Origin of the sequence: Citrobacter sp. wls716, assembly GCF_005280975.1 — a bacterium.
Lineage (GTDB): Bacteria > Pseudomonadota > Gammaproteobacteria > Enterobacterales > Enterobacteriaceae > Citrobacter > Citrobacter youngae.
This window is the reverse complement of record NZ_SZWX01000057.1, coordinates 213,105-230,399: the sequence shown is the minus strand read 5'-3', so window position 1 is coordinate 230,399 and position 17,295 is coordinate 213,105. Positions and strand designations below refer to the sequence as shown.

Here is a 17,295-nt window from a genome sequence, read left to right as displayed (position 1 = left end):
CATGCGATGCAAAAGGCATCACCACAATTACGCCCGGGCAGCCCGGCTCACTTCAGTTGCAACACGCTCTGTGGCATCCGGTATGGATGCGGCGCGCGCACGTTCTGCCATGGTTAATAAGGTTTCTCGCGACCACCCGGCAAGGGTGCTGGCGACGGCATCCACAGTAAACTGCGGCTGCTCAAGAATTTTGGCAGCGCCCGCTTTCTCCAGCGGCAGCGCATTCCAGTACTGCTGTCTGTCTTTGTGCTGGAACGGCACAAACAACGCCGGCAAACCTGCGGCAGCAATCTCGCTCACCGTCAGCGCGCCTGAGCGACAGACCACAACATCCGCCCACGCGTAGGCTGCCGCCATATCATCAATAAATTCAGTGACCTTGTGTTGCGGTTGTCCCGCATCGGCATAAGCCTGCTCAACGGTTTGCTGCGCGCCTTTACCGCTCTGATGCCAGATAGTCACTGCGTCGCCAAGTTTAGCGGCGACCTGCGGCATCGTCTGGTTCAGCACGCGCGCGCCCTGCGAACCTCCGACAACAAGCACGCGCACCGGACCTTCACGCCCAGCCAAACGTTCTTCGGGTAACGGCAGTGCAAGGACATCAGTACGCACTGGATTCCCCACCACGTCCGCATTCGGGAAAGCGCCAGGAAAAGCCTGCATCACCGTAGTGGCAATTTTCGCCAGCCACTTGTTGGTTAATCCGGCAATGCCGTTCTGCTCATGCAGTACAACCGGAATGCCTAATGACCAGGCTGCCAGACCGCCAGGGCCGGACACGTAGCCGCCCATACCCAGCACCACATCAGGCTTAAACTGCTTCATGATGGCGCGCGCCTGACGCCAGGCATTAAAAATACGCACGGGGGCGGCAAGCAGCGCGTTAACACCTTTGCCACGCAAACCGGAGATGCAAATAAAGTCAATTTCAATGCCGTGTTTCGGCACTAAGTCCGCTTCCATACGATCGGCGGTGCCCAGCCAACGAACCTGCCAGCCCTGGGCCATTAAATGGTGCGCAACCGCCAGCCCCGGGAAGACATGTCCACCGGTACCGCCCGCCATCACCATTAACCGCTTCGGTTGACCACTCATCGTGCACCTCGTGTAAACGCCTGGGCTTTTTCCAGACGCGTTTCATAATCAATACGTAACAAAAACATGATGGCTGTCGACATGATCAACAAACTTGAACCACCATAACTGATCAACGGCAACGTCAGACCTTTCGTTGGCAGCATACCCGCCGCCGCGCCGACGTTTACCAGCGCCTGGAAGCTAAACCAAATCCCGATGGAGCAGGCTAAGAAACCTGAAAAACGGTGGTCAATTTCCAGCGCCTTACGACCAATCGACATCGCGCGAAAAGCGACGAAGAATACCATTAAAAGAGCGAGTACCACACCGATATAACCCAGCTCCTCCCCAATAATGGCGAAGATAAAGTCGGTGTGCGCTTCCGGCAAATACTCCAGTTTTTGGACTGAATTACCCAATCCCTGGCCCCACACTTCACCGCGACCAAAAGCCATCAGAGACTGTGTCAGCTGATAGCCGCTGCCAAACGGATCTTCCCACGGGTTCCAGAAGGAAGTTACGCGGCGAATACGATACGGCTCGGCAAGGATCAGCAGTACGACCGCCGAAATCCCCATGCCGATGATGGCGATGAATTGCCACAATTTGGCGCCAGCCAAAAATAGCATCGCCAACGTGGTAACAAACAGCACCACCACCGTACCGAGGTCAGGCTGCGCCAGCAGTAAAATAGCCAGCACCAGAATCACACCCATCGGTTTTAAGAAGCCGCGCAGGTTGTTACGCACCTCATCCACTTTACGCACCAGATAATTGGCGAGATAACAGAACAGCGACAGCTTGGTAAATTCCGCAGGCTGAATACGCAGCGGGCCCAACGCAATCCAGCGCGACGCCCCGTTAACGGAGCTACCCACCACCAGTACGATCAGCAGCATGATGATTGAGGCTATCAGCATCGTCGTACTGTACTTTTGCCAGAACTCCATCGGCAGACGCAGCGTCACCATCGCCAGACAAAACGCGAGAAAGATGTACAACGCGTCACGCTTAGCAAACAGGAAAGGATCGCCCGCCAGGCGTTGCCCTACAGGCATCGATGCTGATGTCACCATCACAAAACCAATCGCTGCCAGACCAAAGGTCAGCCACAGCAGCATGCGGTCATACATGATCAGGCTGTCGGCGTCTTTATCACGCGAAGCCATCACCCAGCCTTTAAGTGCCGCGAAGATCCACGCCAGGACACCCAGTCCCGGTACGCGCGGCATTTTCAGACGAGGGAGAGATAAGCGCATCAACCCAACTCCTTCGCCAAACGGGTGAAGACGTCACCACGTTGCTCAAAGTTCTTGAACTGGTCAAGGCTGGCGCAGGCTGGCGACAGCAGCACCATATCGCCCGGCTTCACGCGCGGCGCAAGCAGACGCATCGCCTGTTCCATGGTTTCAGTTTGTTCCGCAATCTCAGGTCGCAGAGCGGCAAGCTGTGCGCCATCGCGACCAAAGCAGTACAGACGAATATTGTTGCCGCTCAGGTAACGTTGCAGCGGCATAAAATCAGCGGATTTTCCGTCGCCGCCCAGCAGCAGGTGCAGCGTGCCGTCAACGTGCAGGCCATTCAGCGCGGCTTCGGTACTGCCCACGTTGGTGGCTTTCGAATCGTTAATCCAGCGTACGCCGTTATGGTTCAGCACCAACTGAAAACGGTGCGCCAGACCGGTAAAGGTGGTCAGTGCTTTCAGGCTCGACGCCCGTGGCAGACCCGCAGCATCCGCCAGCGCCAGCGCTGCCAGGGCGTTGGTATAGTTATGCTGGCCGGTAAGCGTCATCTCTTTCACGTTGAGGACTTTTTCCCCTTTCACTCGCAGCCAGGTTTCGCCCTGCTGACGATTCAGGTGATAGTCCCCCATATTGACGCCAAAGCTCACGCAACGCTCATCTGCACCACGAACCGGCATAGTCAGCGCATCATCGGCGTTGACCACGCATACTTTCGCGTTCTCATAGACGCGCAGTTTGGCTGCACGGTACTGCTGCAGTCCAAACGGATAACGGTCCATATGATCTTCAGTGACGTTCAAAATGGTGGCCGCGACAGCCCGTAAGCTGGAGGTTGTCTCCAGTTGGAAGCTGGACAGTTCCAGAACATACAGTTCGCGTTCGTCATCCAGCAGCATCAGCGCAGGCAGGCCAATATTACCGCCAACGCCGACGTTTACTCCGGCCGCTTTCGCCATTTCGCCAACCAGCGTCGTGACGGTGCTTTTACCGTTGGACCCGGTGATCGCGACGATCGGCGCCTGTGCTTCGCGACAAAACAGCTCAATGTCGCCAACAATTTCAATCCCTGCATCAGCAGCGGCGCTCAACGAAGGATGCGCCAGGGCAATACCAGGGCTGGCGACGATGAGATCGGCAGCCAGCAGCCAGTCATCATTCAGGCTGCCAACATGACGCTCAACCGCTTCCGGTAATTTATCCAGGCCAGGCGGCGTTGTGCGGGTATCCATCACACGCGGCGTCACGCCACGCGCCAGAAAGAAATCCACGCAGGACAGCCCGGTCAATCCCAGACCGATAATGACGACTTTTTTACCCTGGTAATCAGCCATGATTAACGTACCTTCAGCGTTGCCAGGCCAATCAGCACCAGCATCAGCGAAATAATCCAGAAGCGCACAATAACGCGCGGTTCCGGCCAGCCCTTCAGTTCATAGTGATGGTGAATCGGCGCCATACGGAAGATGCGCTGTCCGCGCAGCTTAAAGGAGCCCACCTGCAGAATGACCGACAGCGTTTCTACAACAAATACGCCGCCCATGATCACTAACAGGAACTCCTGACGCAGCAGTACGGCAATAATGCCCAGCGCGCCACCCAGTGCCAGTGAACCGACGTCGCCCATAAAGACCTGCGCCGGATAGGTGTTAAACCACAGGAAGCCTAAACCTGCGCCGACAATCGCCGTACAGACAATCACCAATTCGCCAGCGTGGCGTAAATAAGGAATGTGCAGATAGTTAGCAAAGTTCATGTTACCGGTCGCCCATGCCACCAGCGCAAAACCGGCGGCCACAAACACGGTCGGCATAATCGCCAGTCCATCCAGGCCGTCGGTAAGGTTTACCGCATTCCCGGTACCGACAATCACGAAGTACGCCAGCAGCACGTAGAACAGCCCCAGTTGCGGCATCACGTCTTTAAAGAACGGCACCACCAGCTCGGTCGCCGGAGTGTCTTTACCGGCCAGATACAGCGCAAACGCGACCCCTAATGCAATGACCGACATCCAGAAGTACTTCCAGCGGGCAATCAGGCCCTTGGTATCTTTGCGCACCACTTTGCGGTAGTCATCGACAAAACCGATAATGCCGTAGCCAATCAATACCACCAGCACGCACCATACGTACGGGTTCGACGGATATGCCCACAGCAGTACGGAGATAACTATCGCGGTGAGGATCATGATCCCACCCATGGTTGGCGTACCGCGTTTACTGAAGTGCGATTCCGGACCGTCGTTACGTACGACCTGTCCAAAGGACATTTTTTGTAAGCGGGCGATCATGCGCGGGCCCATCCACAAAGAGATGAACAGCGCGGTCAGCAGGCTGACGATGGCGCGAAACGTCAGATAGGAAAAGACGTTAAAGCCGGAATAATATTTGACCAAATGTTCGGCCAGCCAAACTAACATGTCCCATTCTCCTGTAATGCGCGTACTACCTCTTCCATGGCGGCACTACGTGAACCCTTCACTAAAATCGTCATGATCTGATGTTCTGCAATCAGTGCTTTAAGATGCGCGGTCAGCGCGGTTTTATCCGCAAAATGCTCACCAACGCCGCTGGCATGGCTAATTGCCTGACTCAGTTTCCCTGTACTCAGCACACGGTCGATACCCGCCGCCTTCGCAGCGATACCCACCTGCACGTGGCAGGCTTCACTTTCCGCGCCAAGCTCTGCCATATCGCCAACCACCAACACGCGGTAGCCAGGCATTTCAGACAGCACCTGTACCGCTGCGGTCATTGAGCCGACGTTAGCGTTATAGGAGTCGTCCAGCAGCAGCTGATTTTCTGCCAGTTGAATCGGAAACAGGCGTCCCGGGACCGCTTGCAAATCTTTCAGACCCGCTTTGATCGCCTCTGGCGTCGCGCCTACCGCCATAGCGAGCGCAGCCGCTGCCAGGGCGTTAGCAATGTTGTGGCGACCCGGCAGCGGTAGCAGAACATCAATGCTTCCGGTTGGGGTTTGCAGCGTAAACTCCGTGCCGTGTGAGGTCACATGTACGTTGGCCGCCGAAAAGTCGCTGTTAGCCGCATTCGGCGAAAAACGCCAGACTTTGCGATCGCCAATAATGCTCTGCCAGTTCAGCCAGTCGTTGTTGTCGGCATTCATAATGGCGATACCGTTCGCTGACAGGCCGGTAAAAATCTCACCTTTTGCCTTCGCCACGCCCGCCAGAGAACCAAAGCCTTCCAGATGCGCGGCGGCCAGGTTGTTCACCAACGCCGCTTCCGGACGCGTCAACCCAACGGTCCAGGCGATTTCACCCTGATGATTGGCGCCAAGTTCAATCACGGCATAGTCATAATCGTTGTTTAAGCGCAGCAGCGTCATCGGTACGCCGATGTCGTTATTCAGGTTGCCCGCGGTATATAACGTGTTGCCACACTGGCTCAGAATGGAGGCCGTCATCTCTTTAACAGAGGTTTTACCGGATGAGCCGGTAAGCGCGACAACGCGCGCCGGCACCTGAGCGCGTACCCACGCCGCCAGTTCACCAAACGCCAGACGCGTATCTTTCACAATCAGCTGCGGCAGGTCGGTGTCCAAAGGACGGCTGACCAACAGCGCACCCGCCCCGCTCTCTTGTGCCTTGTCGGCAAAATCATGGGCGTCAAAGCGTTCGCCTTTCAGCGCCACAAACAGGCAGCCTGGCGTCACTTTACGCGTATCGGTTGTCACCGCATCAAGGGCCAGATCGGCCCCTTTCAGTTCGCCACGGAGGATCTCCGCCAGTTGGCTGAGCGTTACGCTAATCATGCGATAACCCCCAGCAGACGTGCTGCCGTCACGCGATCGGAGTAGTCGAGACGGTGTGCACCGACAATCTGGTAATCTTCATGACCTTTGCCAGCGACCAGCACCACGTCATTTTCTTTTGCCTGCATGATGGCGCTAGTGACCGCTTCAGCACGGCCTTCCATTACTTTGGCCTGCCCGGCATCCAGCATACCCGCCAGAATGTCATTGATAATGGCGCGAGGCTCTTCGGTGCGTGGATTGTCATCCGTAACCACAACGACATCGGCAAACTGCTCGGCAATGGCGCCCATCAACGGACGTTTACCTTTGTCGCGATCGCCGCCGCAGCCAAAGACGCACCACAGCTTGCCGGTGCAATGCAGACGGGCCGCCTGCAGCGCTTTTTCCAGTGCATCCGGCGTATGGGCGTAATCAACTACCACGGTGGTTTTGCCCGGCGCGCTGAACACTTCCATGCGCCCGCAAACCGGCTGCAGTCGTGCCGCCGTTTTCAGTAAATCAGCTAACGGATACCCCAACGCCAACAGTGTGGCCAGCGCCAGCAGCAAATTGCTGACGTTAAACGCCCCCATCAGGCGGCTTTCAATTTCGCCGTCGCCCCATGAGGAAGCAAATCGAATCGTCGCGCCGCTATCGTGATAATCCACGTCAATCGCTTTTAACCAACGACCGTGACAGTTCGGGTTAATGTGGTCTTCCATTGATACGGCAACCGCATCGGGAAGTTTAGCCAGCCAGCGGCGACCGACTTCATCATCCGCATTAACAATGGCCTGCCCGCAATGGTGCGTGGAATACAGCAGCCATTTCGCGGCTTCGTAGTGCTCCATATCGCCGTGATAATCGAGATGGTCACGGCTTAAGTTGGTAAATACTGAGGCCGCAAATTTCAGCGCCGCCACGCGGTGCTGAACCAGACCATGCGATGAAACTTCCATCGCGCCAAAGGTCGCGCCCTGTTCAACCAGACCCGCCAGCACATGCTGAACGTCAACGGCTGAACCAGTAGTATTTTCCGTCGGGATCACTTTACCCAGCAGGCCATTACCTACCGTTCCCATTACCGCACTGGTTTCACCAAGCAGTTGGCTCCACTGTGCCAGCAGTTGGGTGGTGGTGGTTTTACCGTTCGTTCCGGTCACACCGACCAGACGCATTTTTTCAGAAGGCTCGTGGTAAAAACGGCCCGCCAGTGCAGATAAGCGTTCGTTAAGCTGGCTCAGATAGATAACCGGTACACCGTGCATTTCGCGGATTTCACCGTCAGCAGCTTCATCTTTTGCTTCTGCAATAATGGCAGCCACACCTTGCGCTATCGCCTGCGGGATATACCGACGCCCGTCCGCCTGATGACCCAATACTGCGACAAAGAGATCGCCCGATGCAGCCACACGGCTGTCGAGTGTCATCTCTCGCAGTGCTCGCTCCGGTGCACCCGGCACCCATGGAGCAAGAAGGTCGCGCAAATTACGATCTGCCACCTGTTGCCTCGCCTTGATTATTCACAAATTCATTTTTATCGCCCGTTGTCAGCGCATCCGGCTCGATGTTCATGGTGCGCAAAACGCCGCCCATGATGGCACCAAAGACCGGCGCGGAAACGGCGCCACCGTAATATTTACCCGCCTGCGGATCGTTGATAACAACAACCAGCGCGAAGCGCGGCTGACTCGCAGGCGCAACACCTGCGGTATAAGCAATGTATTTATTGATGTAGCGGCCATCTGGCCCGACTTTTTTCGCCGTACCGGTTTTAATAGCGATGCGATAGCCTTTAATCGCCGCCTTCACGCCGCCGCCACCAGGCAGCGCCACGCTTTCCATCATGTGCACCACGGTGCGTACGGTCGCTTCCGGGAAGATACGCTCGCCCGGAACAGGAGGGTCAACTTTGGTAATCGACAGCGGGCGATAAACGCCATAGCTGCCGATCGTTGCGTAGACTCGCGCTAACTGTAACGGCGTTACCATTAGCCCATAGCCGAAAGAGAAGGTGGCCCTCTCTATGTCAGACCACCGTTGTTTTTGAGGATATAAGCCACTGCGTTCTCCGACCAACCCCAAATTGGTCGCTTTTCCCAGCCCAAAACGTGAGTAAGTATCTACTAACGCTGAGGACGGCATCGCTAACGCCAGCTTGGAAACACCGACGTTACTCGACTTCTGCAAAACCCCGGTAAGGGTCAATTCGCTATAACGCGCCACGTCTTTAATTTCGTGGCCATTAATTCGGTAAGGAATGGTGTTAAGTACGGTATTTTCACGTACCACGCCACGCTGCAGCGCGGTCATCACCACCATCGGTTTAACGGTAGAACCCGGCTCAAACACGTCGGTAATGGTACGGTTACGCATCGCGTCTTTCGGCGTACCGGTGAGATTGTTCGGGTTGTAAGACGGACTGTTGGCCATTGCCAGCACTTCACCGGTGTTCACATCCACCAGCACCGCACTGCCTGACTCAGCCTTGTTAAACGCCACGGCGTTATTCAGTTCACGGTAGACCAGCGCCTGTAAACGCTCATCAATACTCAGCGCCAGGTTGTGCGCCGCCTGGCTGTCGGTAGAGGAGATATCTTCAATGACGCGGCCATAGCGGTCTTTACGTACAATACGTTCACCCGGTTGTCCGGTGAGCCATTTATCGAAGCTCTTCTCAACGCCTTCAATCCCCTGGCTGTCGACGTTGGTAAAACCGATGAGGTGAGCGGTCACTTCTCCGGAAGGATAGTAACGGCGGGACTCTTCACGCAGGTGAATCCCTGGCAGCTTCAGTTTTTTGATGTAGTCAGCCATGTCAGGGTTTACCTGACGCGCCAGATAGATAAAGCGCCCTTTCGGGTTGGCGTTAATGCGGGAAGCCAGTTGATCGAGCGGGAGGTTCAGCGCCGTCGACAGCGCTCTCCAGCGCTCGCCAACGCTCACGCCGCCTGCGTCATGCACCTCTTTCGGGTCGGCCCAAATCGCCTTCACCGGAACGCTCACCGCCAGTGGACGACCAGAGCGGTCGGTAATCATCCCGCGCGAGGTGGACACTTCCTGGACGCGCAGAGAGCGCATGTCGCCCTGACGTACCAGCATGTCCGGCGCGATGATTTGCAGCCAGGCAACGCGCCCCAGCAGAAAACCCAGTGCCAGCAAAATACAACCGCACAGTAACGCAAAACGCCAACTGATAAAGTTGGCTTGTTCTTCCTGGCGTTTTGGTTTGTGCGTTTTTGCCGCTGCTTTCATGCGTCGCGTTTATCCTTATTTTTGTACTACGATGTTTTCTTGTGAGGGATCAACATGCTGCATTTGCAGCTTTTCCGTTGCGATCCGTTCAACACGGCTATGGTCGCCGAGCGCGTTCTCCTCAAGGATCAAGTTGCGCCATTCGATATCAAGCGCATCTCGCTCCAGAACCAGCTGCTCACGCTGCGCGGTCAGTAACCGCGTATGGTGTGCTGTTGTCACGACGGTAACCGCCGTCAAAATAATGCAAATGAACAGGCAGAGTGGCAGCTTCCCAAACCGCAAAAGATCGTCACCGATCACACCAGGCAAGGCATGGCGCTCGTTGCTTCCTATCGATCCCTTAACTTTGCTGAGGGCTTCTGTCACTCTGCTGATCATGCGTTCGTCCTCTCTGCAATACGCAGAACTGAACTACGGGCACGAGGATTTTCAGCTACCTCTTCTTCGCCCGGCATCATCTTGCCTAGTGCTCTTAACTCACGGCCGCCCAGCTTTTTGATCTGCGCTTCGGTCATCGGTATTCCAGCCGGAACCTGAGGACCACGGCTTTGTTCGCGCATAAAGCGTTTCACAATGCGATCTTCAAGCGAATGGAAACTGATTATCGAAAGGCGACCACCTGGTGCCAGCACGCTGAGCGAGCTTTTTAGCGCCTGCTCTATCTCCTCCAGTTCACTGTTCACCCAAATGCGCACCGCCTGGAAGGTACGGGTCGCGGGATGTTTGAATTTGTCTTTCACTGGCATTGCCGCCGCAATCACTTCCGCCAGCTCTTTGGTGCGAGTCATCGGTTCGATGCGATTGCGCTCGACAATGGCGCGAGCAATGCGTTTGCCGAAGCGTTCTTCGCCAAAAGTTTTAATCACCCAGGCAATGTCTGCTTCATCGGCGGTTTGCAGCCATTCAGCCGCTGACTGACCGCGTGTTGGGTCCATACGCATATCTAACGGACCGTCACGCATAAACGAAAAACCGCGCTCCGCGTCATCAAGCTGCGGAGATGAAACCCCAAGATCGAGAAGAATCCCGTCGATCTTACCGGTCAGTCCGCGTTCGGCGACATAGTCAGCCAACGCAGAAAAAGGTCCATGTACGATGGAGAAGCGAGGATCGGTAATCGTCTTTGCAACGGCAATAGCCTGCGGATCGCGATCGATTGCCAGTAAACGTCCCTCTTCACCAAGCTGTGAGAGGATCAGACGTGAATGACCACCGCGACCAAATGTCCCATCAATGTAGATGCCGTCTGGACGAATATTCAGGCCGTTTACGGCTTCATCCAGCAACACCGTGGTGTGTTTATAATTTTCCATCATCTTATAGAGACAAGTCCTGCAATCGTTCCGACAGCGCGCCGGTCACAGACTGCTCAGCGTCGATATCTTCCTTGACCTGTTGATACCAGGTCGTTTCATCCCACAGCTCAAACTTATTGAACTGCCCAACCAGCATCACTTCTTTCGTTAGCCCTGCGTGTTGTCGCAGAATGGGCGCGATCAATAAGCGACCGGCGTTATCCATCTGACATTCGCTGGCATGACCCAGCAATAAGCGCTGTACGCGACGCTCAACTGGATTCATGCTCGACAGACGCGATAACTTCTGCTCGATAATTTCCCATTCAGGCAGGGGGTACAGCAGCAGGCACGGGTGATGGATGTCAATGGTACAAACCATTTGACCGGTAGCGCTCTCGAGCAGTTGATCCCGATAACGGGTAGGCACCGATAAGCGCCCTTTACTGTCGAGATTAACTAACGTTGCTCCCCGGAACATGCCAGTCTCACCCCCGATTACCACTTTATCCCACAAATTCCCACTTAAAGGAGTTTACGGAGCGGAGGAAAACCTTGTCAAGCAAGTCACGGCGCTTAGCAGAGCAAAAAACCCATTGTTTACGGCTAATATCTGCGTTGAACAAATTCCGTACAGCAAACGAAGCAAATTAACGTCATGAATATTTGTAAGAAAAAAATCCAACAACTCATCATTGTTTAAAACAACTCAATATCAACCGAGGAAAATATAAAGTGTCAGTTTGCGACGCGAGCGGCATTTTAGGACAATATGCAGCGAGATAACAGTACCAGTTCATCGGTCTGTACGGCCCGTACGGCCAAGGAAGGTGAGAGATTGCCGCAATTCGGCGGCAAAGTGTTTGTTAATTCGGCAAATCCACACAAGCATGTAACAAAATAATACAAACGTAACGCGCCGTTACGTATCAATAACCCAAAAAAGGATAGTTGCATTTTTAAATTAGGATAATTAAAGAATAAATTTCAGATAATTCTAAAGAATATTCTTAAATAGAATAAGGTTATTTCTGAGAATAAAATATTTGATGGCATCGAAGCATTCTCTCCAATGCCATCAATAGCAACCACTTAGTTACGGCTAAGGATGCCGCGGCGGTACAGATTACGCCGAATGCGCGTTAATCCTGGTTTTGGTTTACGCGGTTCATCAAGGCTTGCAAGGACGATCTCCAGCACACGTTCAGCCACATCTCGGTGGCGCTGTGCCACTGCCAGCACCGGACATTGCAGGAAGTCGAGCAGTTCGTGATCGCCAAACGTGGCAATGGCTAAATCGGATGGCAGTTGCCCATCGCGACGCAATGTCACATCCATCACCCCCTGCAATAGCGCGAATGAGGTGGTGAACAGTGCCTGAGGCATCGGATGTGTTTCCAGCCATTTATCAAACAACTGCGCTGCTGCCTCCCGCTCATAGCTATTGGCATACAGGAAGTGCACGTCACGCGGATCGTCTTTCCACGCGGTACGGAAACCCTGTTCGCGCAGGAAACTGACCGATAATTCAGGGAGCGCCCCCAGATAGAGCACGGTTTCAGCAGGGAATTTACGCAATTCCTCCGCCAGCATTTCTGCATCATCCTGGTCTGCGCCGACAACACTGGTGAAGTGTTCACGATCCAGCGCACGATCCAGCGCCACAATCGGGAATGAACTGTTCGCCCAGCGCTGATAGAACGGATGTTCCGGCGGTAATGAGGTAGACACAATAATGGCGTCAACCTGACGCTGCAAAAGGTGCTCAATACAGCGCATTTCGTTATCCGGCTGATCTTCAGAGCAGGCAATCAGCAGTTGATACCCACGCTGACGCGCCTGACGTTCCAGGTAGTTTGCAATGCGGGTATAACTCGTATTCTCCAGGTCCGGGATTACTAACCCGATAGAACGTGTGCGTCCAGCACGGAGCCCGGCCGCCACAGCATTAGGGTGGTAATTATGTTCGCGCACCACCGCCATGACTTTTTCGACCGTTTTGTCGCTTACGCGGTATTGCTTTGCTTTGCCATTAATAACGTAGCTTGCAGTCGTTCGCGAAACGCCGGCCAACCGAGCGATTTCATCCAGTTTCACAATTGCCCCTTGCGTAAAATGTACAAACCATAACCTTTAAGATGGCATGGGTTAAATTTATTAACATCTAAGCGCAGAATAATGACTGCGGCAACCGCTTTTGTCTCTGGTTACTGCTGATTTCGCAAAAAAAAAGCGCAACAGGTAGCATCAGCGAAAACGGGTACGTTACCTGTAGGCCGGATAAGGCATTTACGCCGCCATCCGGCATGACCTCCACGATGATGCCTGATGGCACTGTGCTTATCAGGCCTACAGTCGGCTATTAACGCATGATTTTATCGCCTCGGGAGAGTCCCACCACGCCGGAACGGGCAACTTCCACAATTTTAGCGACTTCACGCAGCGTTGCCAGAAACGCATCCAGCTTATCGCTGGTGCCCGCCAGTTGTACGGTGTAGATCGACGGCGTAACGTCGATAATTTGCCCACGAAAAATCTCCGTGTTGCGTTTCACCTCTTCCCGGCCATACCCGCTGGCCTGAATTTTCACCAGCATAATTTCTCGTTCAACATGGGCGCCCTGCCCCAGTTCGCTGACGCGCAGAACGTCCACCAGCTTGTGCAGTTGCTTTTCAATTTGCTCGAGGACCTTTTCATCGCCCACGGTCTGGATCGTCATCCGTGATAAGGTCGGATCGTCAGTCGGCGCGACGGTCAGGCTTTCAATGTTGTAACCACGCTGAGCGAAGAGGCCTATTACGCGCGATAATGCCCCAGACTCGTTTTCCAGTAATACTGATAATATCCGGCGCATAATCAGGTCCTCTCCGTTTTGCTTAACCACATCTCATCCATACCGCCCCCTCGAATTTGCATCGGGTAGACATGCTCACTGCCATCGACGGTGACATCAACAAACACCAGCCGGTGGTTGCGCACATGTTCCAGTGCTTCCCCCAGTTTGCTTTCCAGCTCATCCGGATGATTTATCTGGATACCAATATGCCCATATGCTTCAGCAAGACGAACAAAATCAGGTAGCGACTGCATATAAGACTGCGAATGACGCCCGGAATAGATCATGTCCTGCCACTGTTTCACCATGCCGAGATAGCGGTTGTTAAGGTTGAGTACCAGCACCGGCAGCTCATATTGCAGCGCCGTCGACAGCTCCTGAATATTCATCTGAATACTGCCATCACCGGTAACGCAGACTACCGTTTCATTCGGCAGTGCCATCTTCACCCCTAACGCTGCGGGTAAACCGAATCCCATGGTGCCGAGGCCGCCTGAGTTGATCCAGCGGCGCGGTTTATCAAACGGATAGTACAGCGCAGCAAACATCTGATGCTGACCAACGTCAGAGGTCACATACGCATCCCCTTTTGTCAGACGCCAGATGGTTTCGATCACTGCCTGCGGTTTAATACTTTCGCTTTGAGTGTCGTATTTCAGGCACTGACGGGCGCGCCAGTGCTCAATCTGTTGCCACCAGTCACGGTTATCGTCCAGCGGCTGCTGCGATTTCTCCTGCTCCAGCAGCTCAAGCATCTGATCCAGCACCAGGAGAGCATCGCCCACGATTGGAATATCCGCCGTGACGGTTTTTGAAATAGAGGTGGGGTCGATATCGATATGTAACACGGTCGCATTCGGGCAATATTTTGCCAAATTATTGGTTGTACGATCGTCAAAGCGCACGCCGACCGCAAATATCACATCCGAATGATGCATAGTCATATTCGCTTCATAGGTACCATGCATACCCAACATGCCCAGTGCCTGACGATGCGTTGCCGGAAACGCACCTAAGCCCATCAGTGAGGAGACAACCGGCAGATTTAGTGCTTCAGCAATCTGCCTCAGCTGTTCGTGGCAGGCAGCATTCACTGCCCCGCCCCCCACGTACACAACCGGCTTTTTAGCCGCTACTAACGTCTGCAGAGCGCGTTTTATCTGCCCTTTATGTCCGGTCGTCGTCGGATTATACGAACGCATGCTCACCGACTCCGGCCAGCTGTAAGGCAGTTTCTTCGCCGGATTCAGAATATCTTTCGGCAAATCCACTACCACCGGTCCCGGACGACCGCTTGCCGCCAGCCAGAAGGCTTTTTTCAGCACCTGCGGGATGTCTTCCGTTTGTTTAACCAGAAAGCTGTGTTTTACCACCGGGCGAGAAATCCCCACCATGTCGCACTCCTGAAAGGCATCGTAACCAATCAGAGAGGTAGCCACTTGTCCGGAGAGGATCACCAGCGGGATGGAGTCCATGTACGCCGTTGCGATACCGGTGATCGCATTGGTTGCTCCCGGCCCTGAGGTGACCAACACAACGCCCACTTCCCCCGTCGCACGTGCCAGACCATCGGCCATATGGACCGCTGCCTGCTCATGGCGGACCAGCACATGATCAATACCACCGACCGTATGCAAAGCATCATAAATATCGAGGACTGCGCCCCCGGGATATCCGAATACCTGCTTCACACCCTGATCGATGAGCGATCGGACGACCATCTCGGCTCCAGACAACATCTCCATGGCTTGCCTCCACTCTTATAATGAATAACGGTTTAACAACACATTAACCGCTGACGATAAGGCATGGCAATTGACACTGAAGTGGTGGCGTAACGGCGGATAAGAATAAAACGGAGGAAAGAATCGAATAAACGGAGAATTAAACCAGTATAAGCAAATGAAATGACAAATAATCGCTTAAAAATGAGCACTTACAGCGATTACTCTATTTTTTCGCCCTCCCGGGCAAAAAACAAAAGCAGATTTCAGCATAAAATTTCAAATAAAAATAAAAAAGCAGAATAAACCAGATGCATCATCGGATTTACTCTGCCATAGGTCACTGCTTACAGATGGAGACTAACAGCTCTTCCATCCATTGATGTCCTTTATCCCGACCAGCGGCTTCATGCCAGGAAAGATAACAAGTCCGGCTATTCAGTTTTAACGGTAGCGGTAATATTTGCAGTTCTAAAGCCTCAGAGAACTCTTCAGCTAACCAGCGTGGCGCAATAGAAACCAAATGAGTTTGGGATACAATATTCAGTACGCTGATTAATGCCATTCCCTGATAAGCTACGCAGGCTTGTTTATCCTGAGTGTCATACCAGGGTTGACTGAATGACGCAAAGCGTTCGAGAGAAACTACCGCATGCTGTTCATTATAAACATCACTCTCCAGTAATGGACCGCTAATGCGTGGGTGTTTTTTACTTGCGACTAACACCATTTCATCATTGAATAACGGGATGCTGGTGAACTCAGGACGGCGGAATTCTTCATAACTAATAACAAATTCTGTTTCCTGATACCGTAATTGATGTTCTGTATTTTGGTTGAGCGAGGATTTAAATACAACATGAATATTAGGCGCAACTTGCTCAACGCGATTGTAAATCAAGGACGTGAGGATATTATCCAATGGGCTACAGACGCAAAGATTAAATACACGTGAGCTGCTGGTGGGTTCAAAACCGGACCCTGGCAGTTCATTCTGCACCAATTGCAGCGCCTGACGAATAGAGCCAAATAGCTGAAAAGCCCGTGCAGTTGGCTGGATGCCTCGGCCATAGCGCACAAAGAGCTCATCATTAAACATAACCTTCAGACGCGCGACTGCGTTGCTGACTGCAGGCTGAGACATACCCAGAGAATGCGCTGCGCGAGTAATATTCTGTTCTTGCATCACCGCATCAAAAACGGTTAATAAATTAAGGTCAACCATGCGCAGCTGCGGTTTCCCCATCTCTAAAAGATTAGGTTTATCTATTATTTTTACTTCTGGCATATTTAACTCCACTGTCACTCAAAACTCCCTTTTCCCAGACGGAGCTCAGAAATAACCTCCGCTAATATGATTTACCATGCATATAAAATAAGAAAAAGGGAAAGCATTAAAATTAGGAAAACATAAAGACCCTGGCCTGAATGAACAAAAACCAATGCGAGCGCAGTGGGGCAGAGGTCGCTGCACGATGATTCATACGTTTAAATGTCGAAAACAATATAAACATAACCATGACAAATACACAATCATGCACGAAGTGAATGTATATTTAAGATTTAATTAAATGTTTATATCATTAACACCGCGATGCTTAACATTTATTTATCAATCATTTTTCCCACGGCACCTCAAATCTATTCAGAATTAGTATAAAAACCAATAAATCATAAAGATAGAAAATCCATCCACAAGTTATCTCTTCAATATGCCGTTACAATAGCTGAAAACAAATATGCTCAAATATGTCAAATCGTGAAAAGTATGTAATCCACACGCTGATTTATTTTATACAACCATAAAAATTCAGCACAATTCGCTCAAAGTTCAGGAGATTTTTTCCGCCGAGTGGGGGCATTTGTGGGGGATGGGGTTGACATCAATCTTCATATCCAGTACCACTAAAAGCATATCGCATTCGCCTGGAGCTTGATTGATGACTTACATTGCTCGTTTTAACGGTCTACTACTACTAAACGCATTCTCATTGCGCGGTAGACTGGTGGACGACATTCAGCATTAAGTCAGCTCCAGTTAAGACAAAAACCCGCGCCATTGCGCGGGTTTTTTTATGCTCGAAGCAAGGCGCCCTAAACACCAAGGACTT

The 17,295-nt window shown here is 52.8% G+C and carries 15 protein-coding genes; 1 reads left to right on the top strand and 14 read right to left on the bottom strand.

What is annotated here, in order from left to right:
• Window positions 1-27: 27 nt before the first annotated feature.
• The 14 genes from murG to leuO form a co-directional block, all read right to left on the bottom strand.
• A complete protein-coding gene (gene murG / locus FDX24_RS22870) occupies window positions 28-1,095 on the bottom strand; it encodes an undecaprenyldiphospho-muramoylpentapeptide beta-N-acetylglucosaminyltransferase (RefSeq protein WP_137364990.1) in 1,068 nt (355 codons plus the stop codon).
• Window positions 1,092-2,336, bottom strand: a complete 1,245-nt coding sequence (gene ftsW / locus FDX24_RS22865; RefSeq protein ID WP_115600969.1) for a cell division protein FtsW — start codon at window positions 2,334-2,336, stop codon at window positions 1,092-1,094. Before ftsW ends, murG begins: the two co-directional genes overlap by 4 nt.
• Entirely contained in the window at window positions 2,336-3,652 is a 1,317-nt protein-coding gene (gene murD / locus FDX24_RS22860) for a UDP-N-acetylmuramoyl-L-alanine--D-glutamate ligase (RefSeq protein ID WP_137364989.1), read from the bottom strand. Before murD ends, ftsW begins: the two co-directional genes overlap by 1 nt.
• Window positions 3,653-3,654: 2 nt before the next feature.
• Window positions 3,655-4,737 carry a phospho-N-acetylmuramoyl-pentapeptide-transferase gene (gene mraY, locus FDX24_RS22855; RefSeq protein WP_003018774.1) on the bottom strand — a complete coding sequence of 361 codons (1,083 nt, stop codon included), beginning with the start codon at window positions 4,735-4,737 and terminating at the stop codon, window positions 3,655-3,657.
• Window positions 4,731-6,089, bottom strand: coding sequence for a UDP-N-acetylmuramoyl-tripeptide--D-alanyl-D-alanine ligase (gene murF, locus FDX24_RS22850; protein WP_137345796.1), 1,359 nt, complete (start codon window positions 6,087-6,089; stop codon window positions 4,731-4,733). Before murF ends, mraY begins: the two co-directional genes overlap by 7 nt.
• Window positions 6,086-7,573, bottom strand: a complete 1,488-nt coding sequence (gene murE / locus FDX24_RS22845) for a UDP-N-acetylmuramoyl-L-alanyl-D-glutamate--2,6-diaminopimelate ligase (RefSeq protein WP_048212698.1) — start codon at window positions 7,571-7,573, stop codon at window positions 6,086-6,088. Before murE ends, murF begins: the two co-directional genes overlap by 4 nt.
• Window positions 7,560-9,326, bottom strand: a complete 1,767-nt coding sequence (gene ftsI, locus FDX24_RS22840; RefSeq protein ID WP_003018783.1) for a peptidoglycan glycosyltransferase FtsI — start codon at window positions 9,324-9,326, stop codon at window positions 7,560-7,562. Before ftsI ends, murE begins: the two co-directional genes overlap by 14 nt.
• A 15-nt stretch (window positions 9,327-9,341) precedes the next feature.
• Window positions 9,342-9,707 carry a cell division protein FtsL gene (ftsL, locus tag FDX24_RS22835; protein WP_000625651.1) on the bottom strand — a complete coding sequence of 122 codons (366 nt, stop codon included), beginning with the start codon at window positions 9,705-9,707 and terminating at the stop codon, window positions 9,342-9,344.
• Complete coding sequence (gene rsmH, locus FDX24_RS22830) at window positions 9,704-10,645, bottom strand: 16S rRNA (cytosine(1402)-N(4))-methyltransferase RsmH (protein WP_006686694.1); 942 nt, start codon at window positions 10,643-10,645, stop codon at window positions 9,704-9,706. Before rsmH ends, ftsL begins: the two co-directional genes overlap by 4 nt.
• A gap of 1 nt (window position 10,646) precedes the next feature.
• Window positions 10,647-11,105, bottom strand: a complete 459-nt coding sequence (mraZ, locus tag FDX24_RS22825; RefSeq protein WP_003018792.1) for a division/cell wall cluster transcriptional repressor MraZ — start codon at window positions 11,103-11,105, stop codon at window positions 10,647-10,649.
• A gap of 611 nt (window positions 11,106-11,716) precedes the next feature.
• The gene (gene cra / locus FDX24_RS22820) at window positions 11,717-12,721 is read right to left on the bottom strand and encodes a catabolite repressor/activator (protein WP_005124558.1); all 1,005 of its coding nucleotides are present in this window, start codon (window positions 12,719-12,721) and stop codon (window positions 11,717-11,719) included.
• 265 nt (window positions 12,722-12,986) lie between these two features.
• Window positions 12,987-13,478 carry an acetolactate synthase small subunit gene (gene ilvN / locus FDX24_RS22815; RefSeq protein WP_003829566.1) on the bottom strand — a complete coding sequence of 164 codons (492 nt, stop codon included), beginning with the start codon at window positions 13,476-13,478 and terminating at the stop codon, window positions 12,987-12,989.
• 2 nt (window positions 13,479-13,480) lie between these two features.
• Window positions 13,481-15,205, bottom strand: a complete 1,725-nt coding sequence (gene ilvI, locus FDX24_RS22810) for an acetolactate synthase 3 large subunit (RefSeq protein WP_071887318.1) — start codon at window positions 15,203-15,205, stop codon at window positions 13,481-13,483.
• A 319-nt stretch (window positions 15,206-15,524) separates the two neighbouring features.
• Complete coding sequence (gene leuO / locus FDX24_RS22805; protein WP_101741376.1) at window positions 15,525-16,472, bottom strand: transcriptional regulator LeuO; 948 nt, start codon at window positions 16,470-16,472, stop codon at window positions 15,525-15,527.
• A 652-nt stretch (window positions 16,473-17,124) separates the two neighbouring features.
• Here leuO and leuL point away from each other — a divergent pair.
• A complete protein-coding gene (gene leuL / locus FDX24_RS23915) occupies window positions 17,125-17,211 on the top strand; it encodes a leu operon leader peptide (protein WP_075551415.1) in 87 nt (28 codons plus the stop codon).
• Window positions 17,212-17,295 lie beyond the last annotated feature (84 nt).

Bases quoted from the DNA above. Each gene is read 5' to 3' on its own strand.
- murG (WP_137364990.1), bottom strand. From the start codon at position 1,095: ATGAGTGGTCAACCGAAGCGGTTAATGGTGATGGCGGGCGGTACCGGT.
- ftsW (WP_115600969.1), bottom strand. From the start codon at position 2,336: ATGCGCTTATCTCTCCCTCGTCTGAAAATGCCGCGCGTACCGGGACTG.
- murD (WP_137364989.1), bottom strand. From the start codon at position 3,652: ATGGCTGATTACCAGGGTAAAAAAGTCGTCATTATCGGTCTGGGATTG.
- mraY (WP_003018774.1), bottom strand. From the start codon at position 4,737: ATGTTAGTTTGGCTGGCCGAACATTTGGTCAAATATTATTCCGGCTTT.
- murF (WP_137345796.1), bottom strand. From the start codon at position 6,089: ATGATTAGCGTAACGCTCAGCCAACTGGCGGAGATCCTCCGTGGCGAA.
- ftsI (WP_003018783.1), bottom strand. From the start codon at position 9,326: ATGAAAGCAGCGGCAAAAACGCACAAACCAAAACGCCAGGAAGAACAA.
- ftsL (WP_000625651.1), bottom strand. From the start codon at position 9,707: ATGATCAGCAGAGTGACAGAAGCCCTCAGCAAAGTTAAGGGATCGATA.
- rsmH (WP_006686694.1), bottom strand. From the start codon at position 10,645: ATGATGGAAAATTATAAACACACCACGGTGTTGCTGGATGAAGCCGTA.
- mraZ (WP_003018792.1), bottom strand. From the start codon at position 11,105: ATGTTCCGGGGAGCAACGTTAGTTAATCTCGACAGTAAAGGGCGCTTA.
- ilvN (WP_003829566.1), bottom strand. From the start codon at position 13,478: ATGCGCCGGATATTATCAGTATTACTGGAAAACGAGTCTGGGGCATTA.
- ilvI (WP_071887318.1), bottom strand. From the start codon at position 15,205: ATGGAGATGTTGTCTGGAGCCGAGATGGTCGTCCGATCGCTCATCGAT.
- leuO (WP_101741376.1), bottom strand. From the start codon at position 16,472: ATGCCAGAAGTAAAAATAATAGATAAACCTAATCTTTTAGAGATGGGG.
- leuL (WP_075551415.1), top strand. From the start codon at position 17,125: ATGACTTACATTGCTCGTTTTAACGGTCTACTACTACTAAACGCATTC.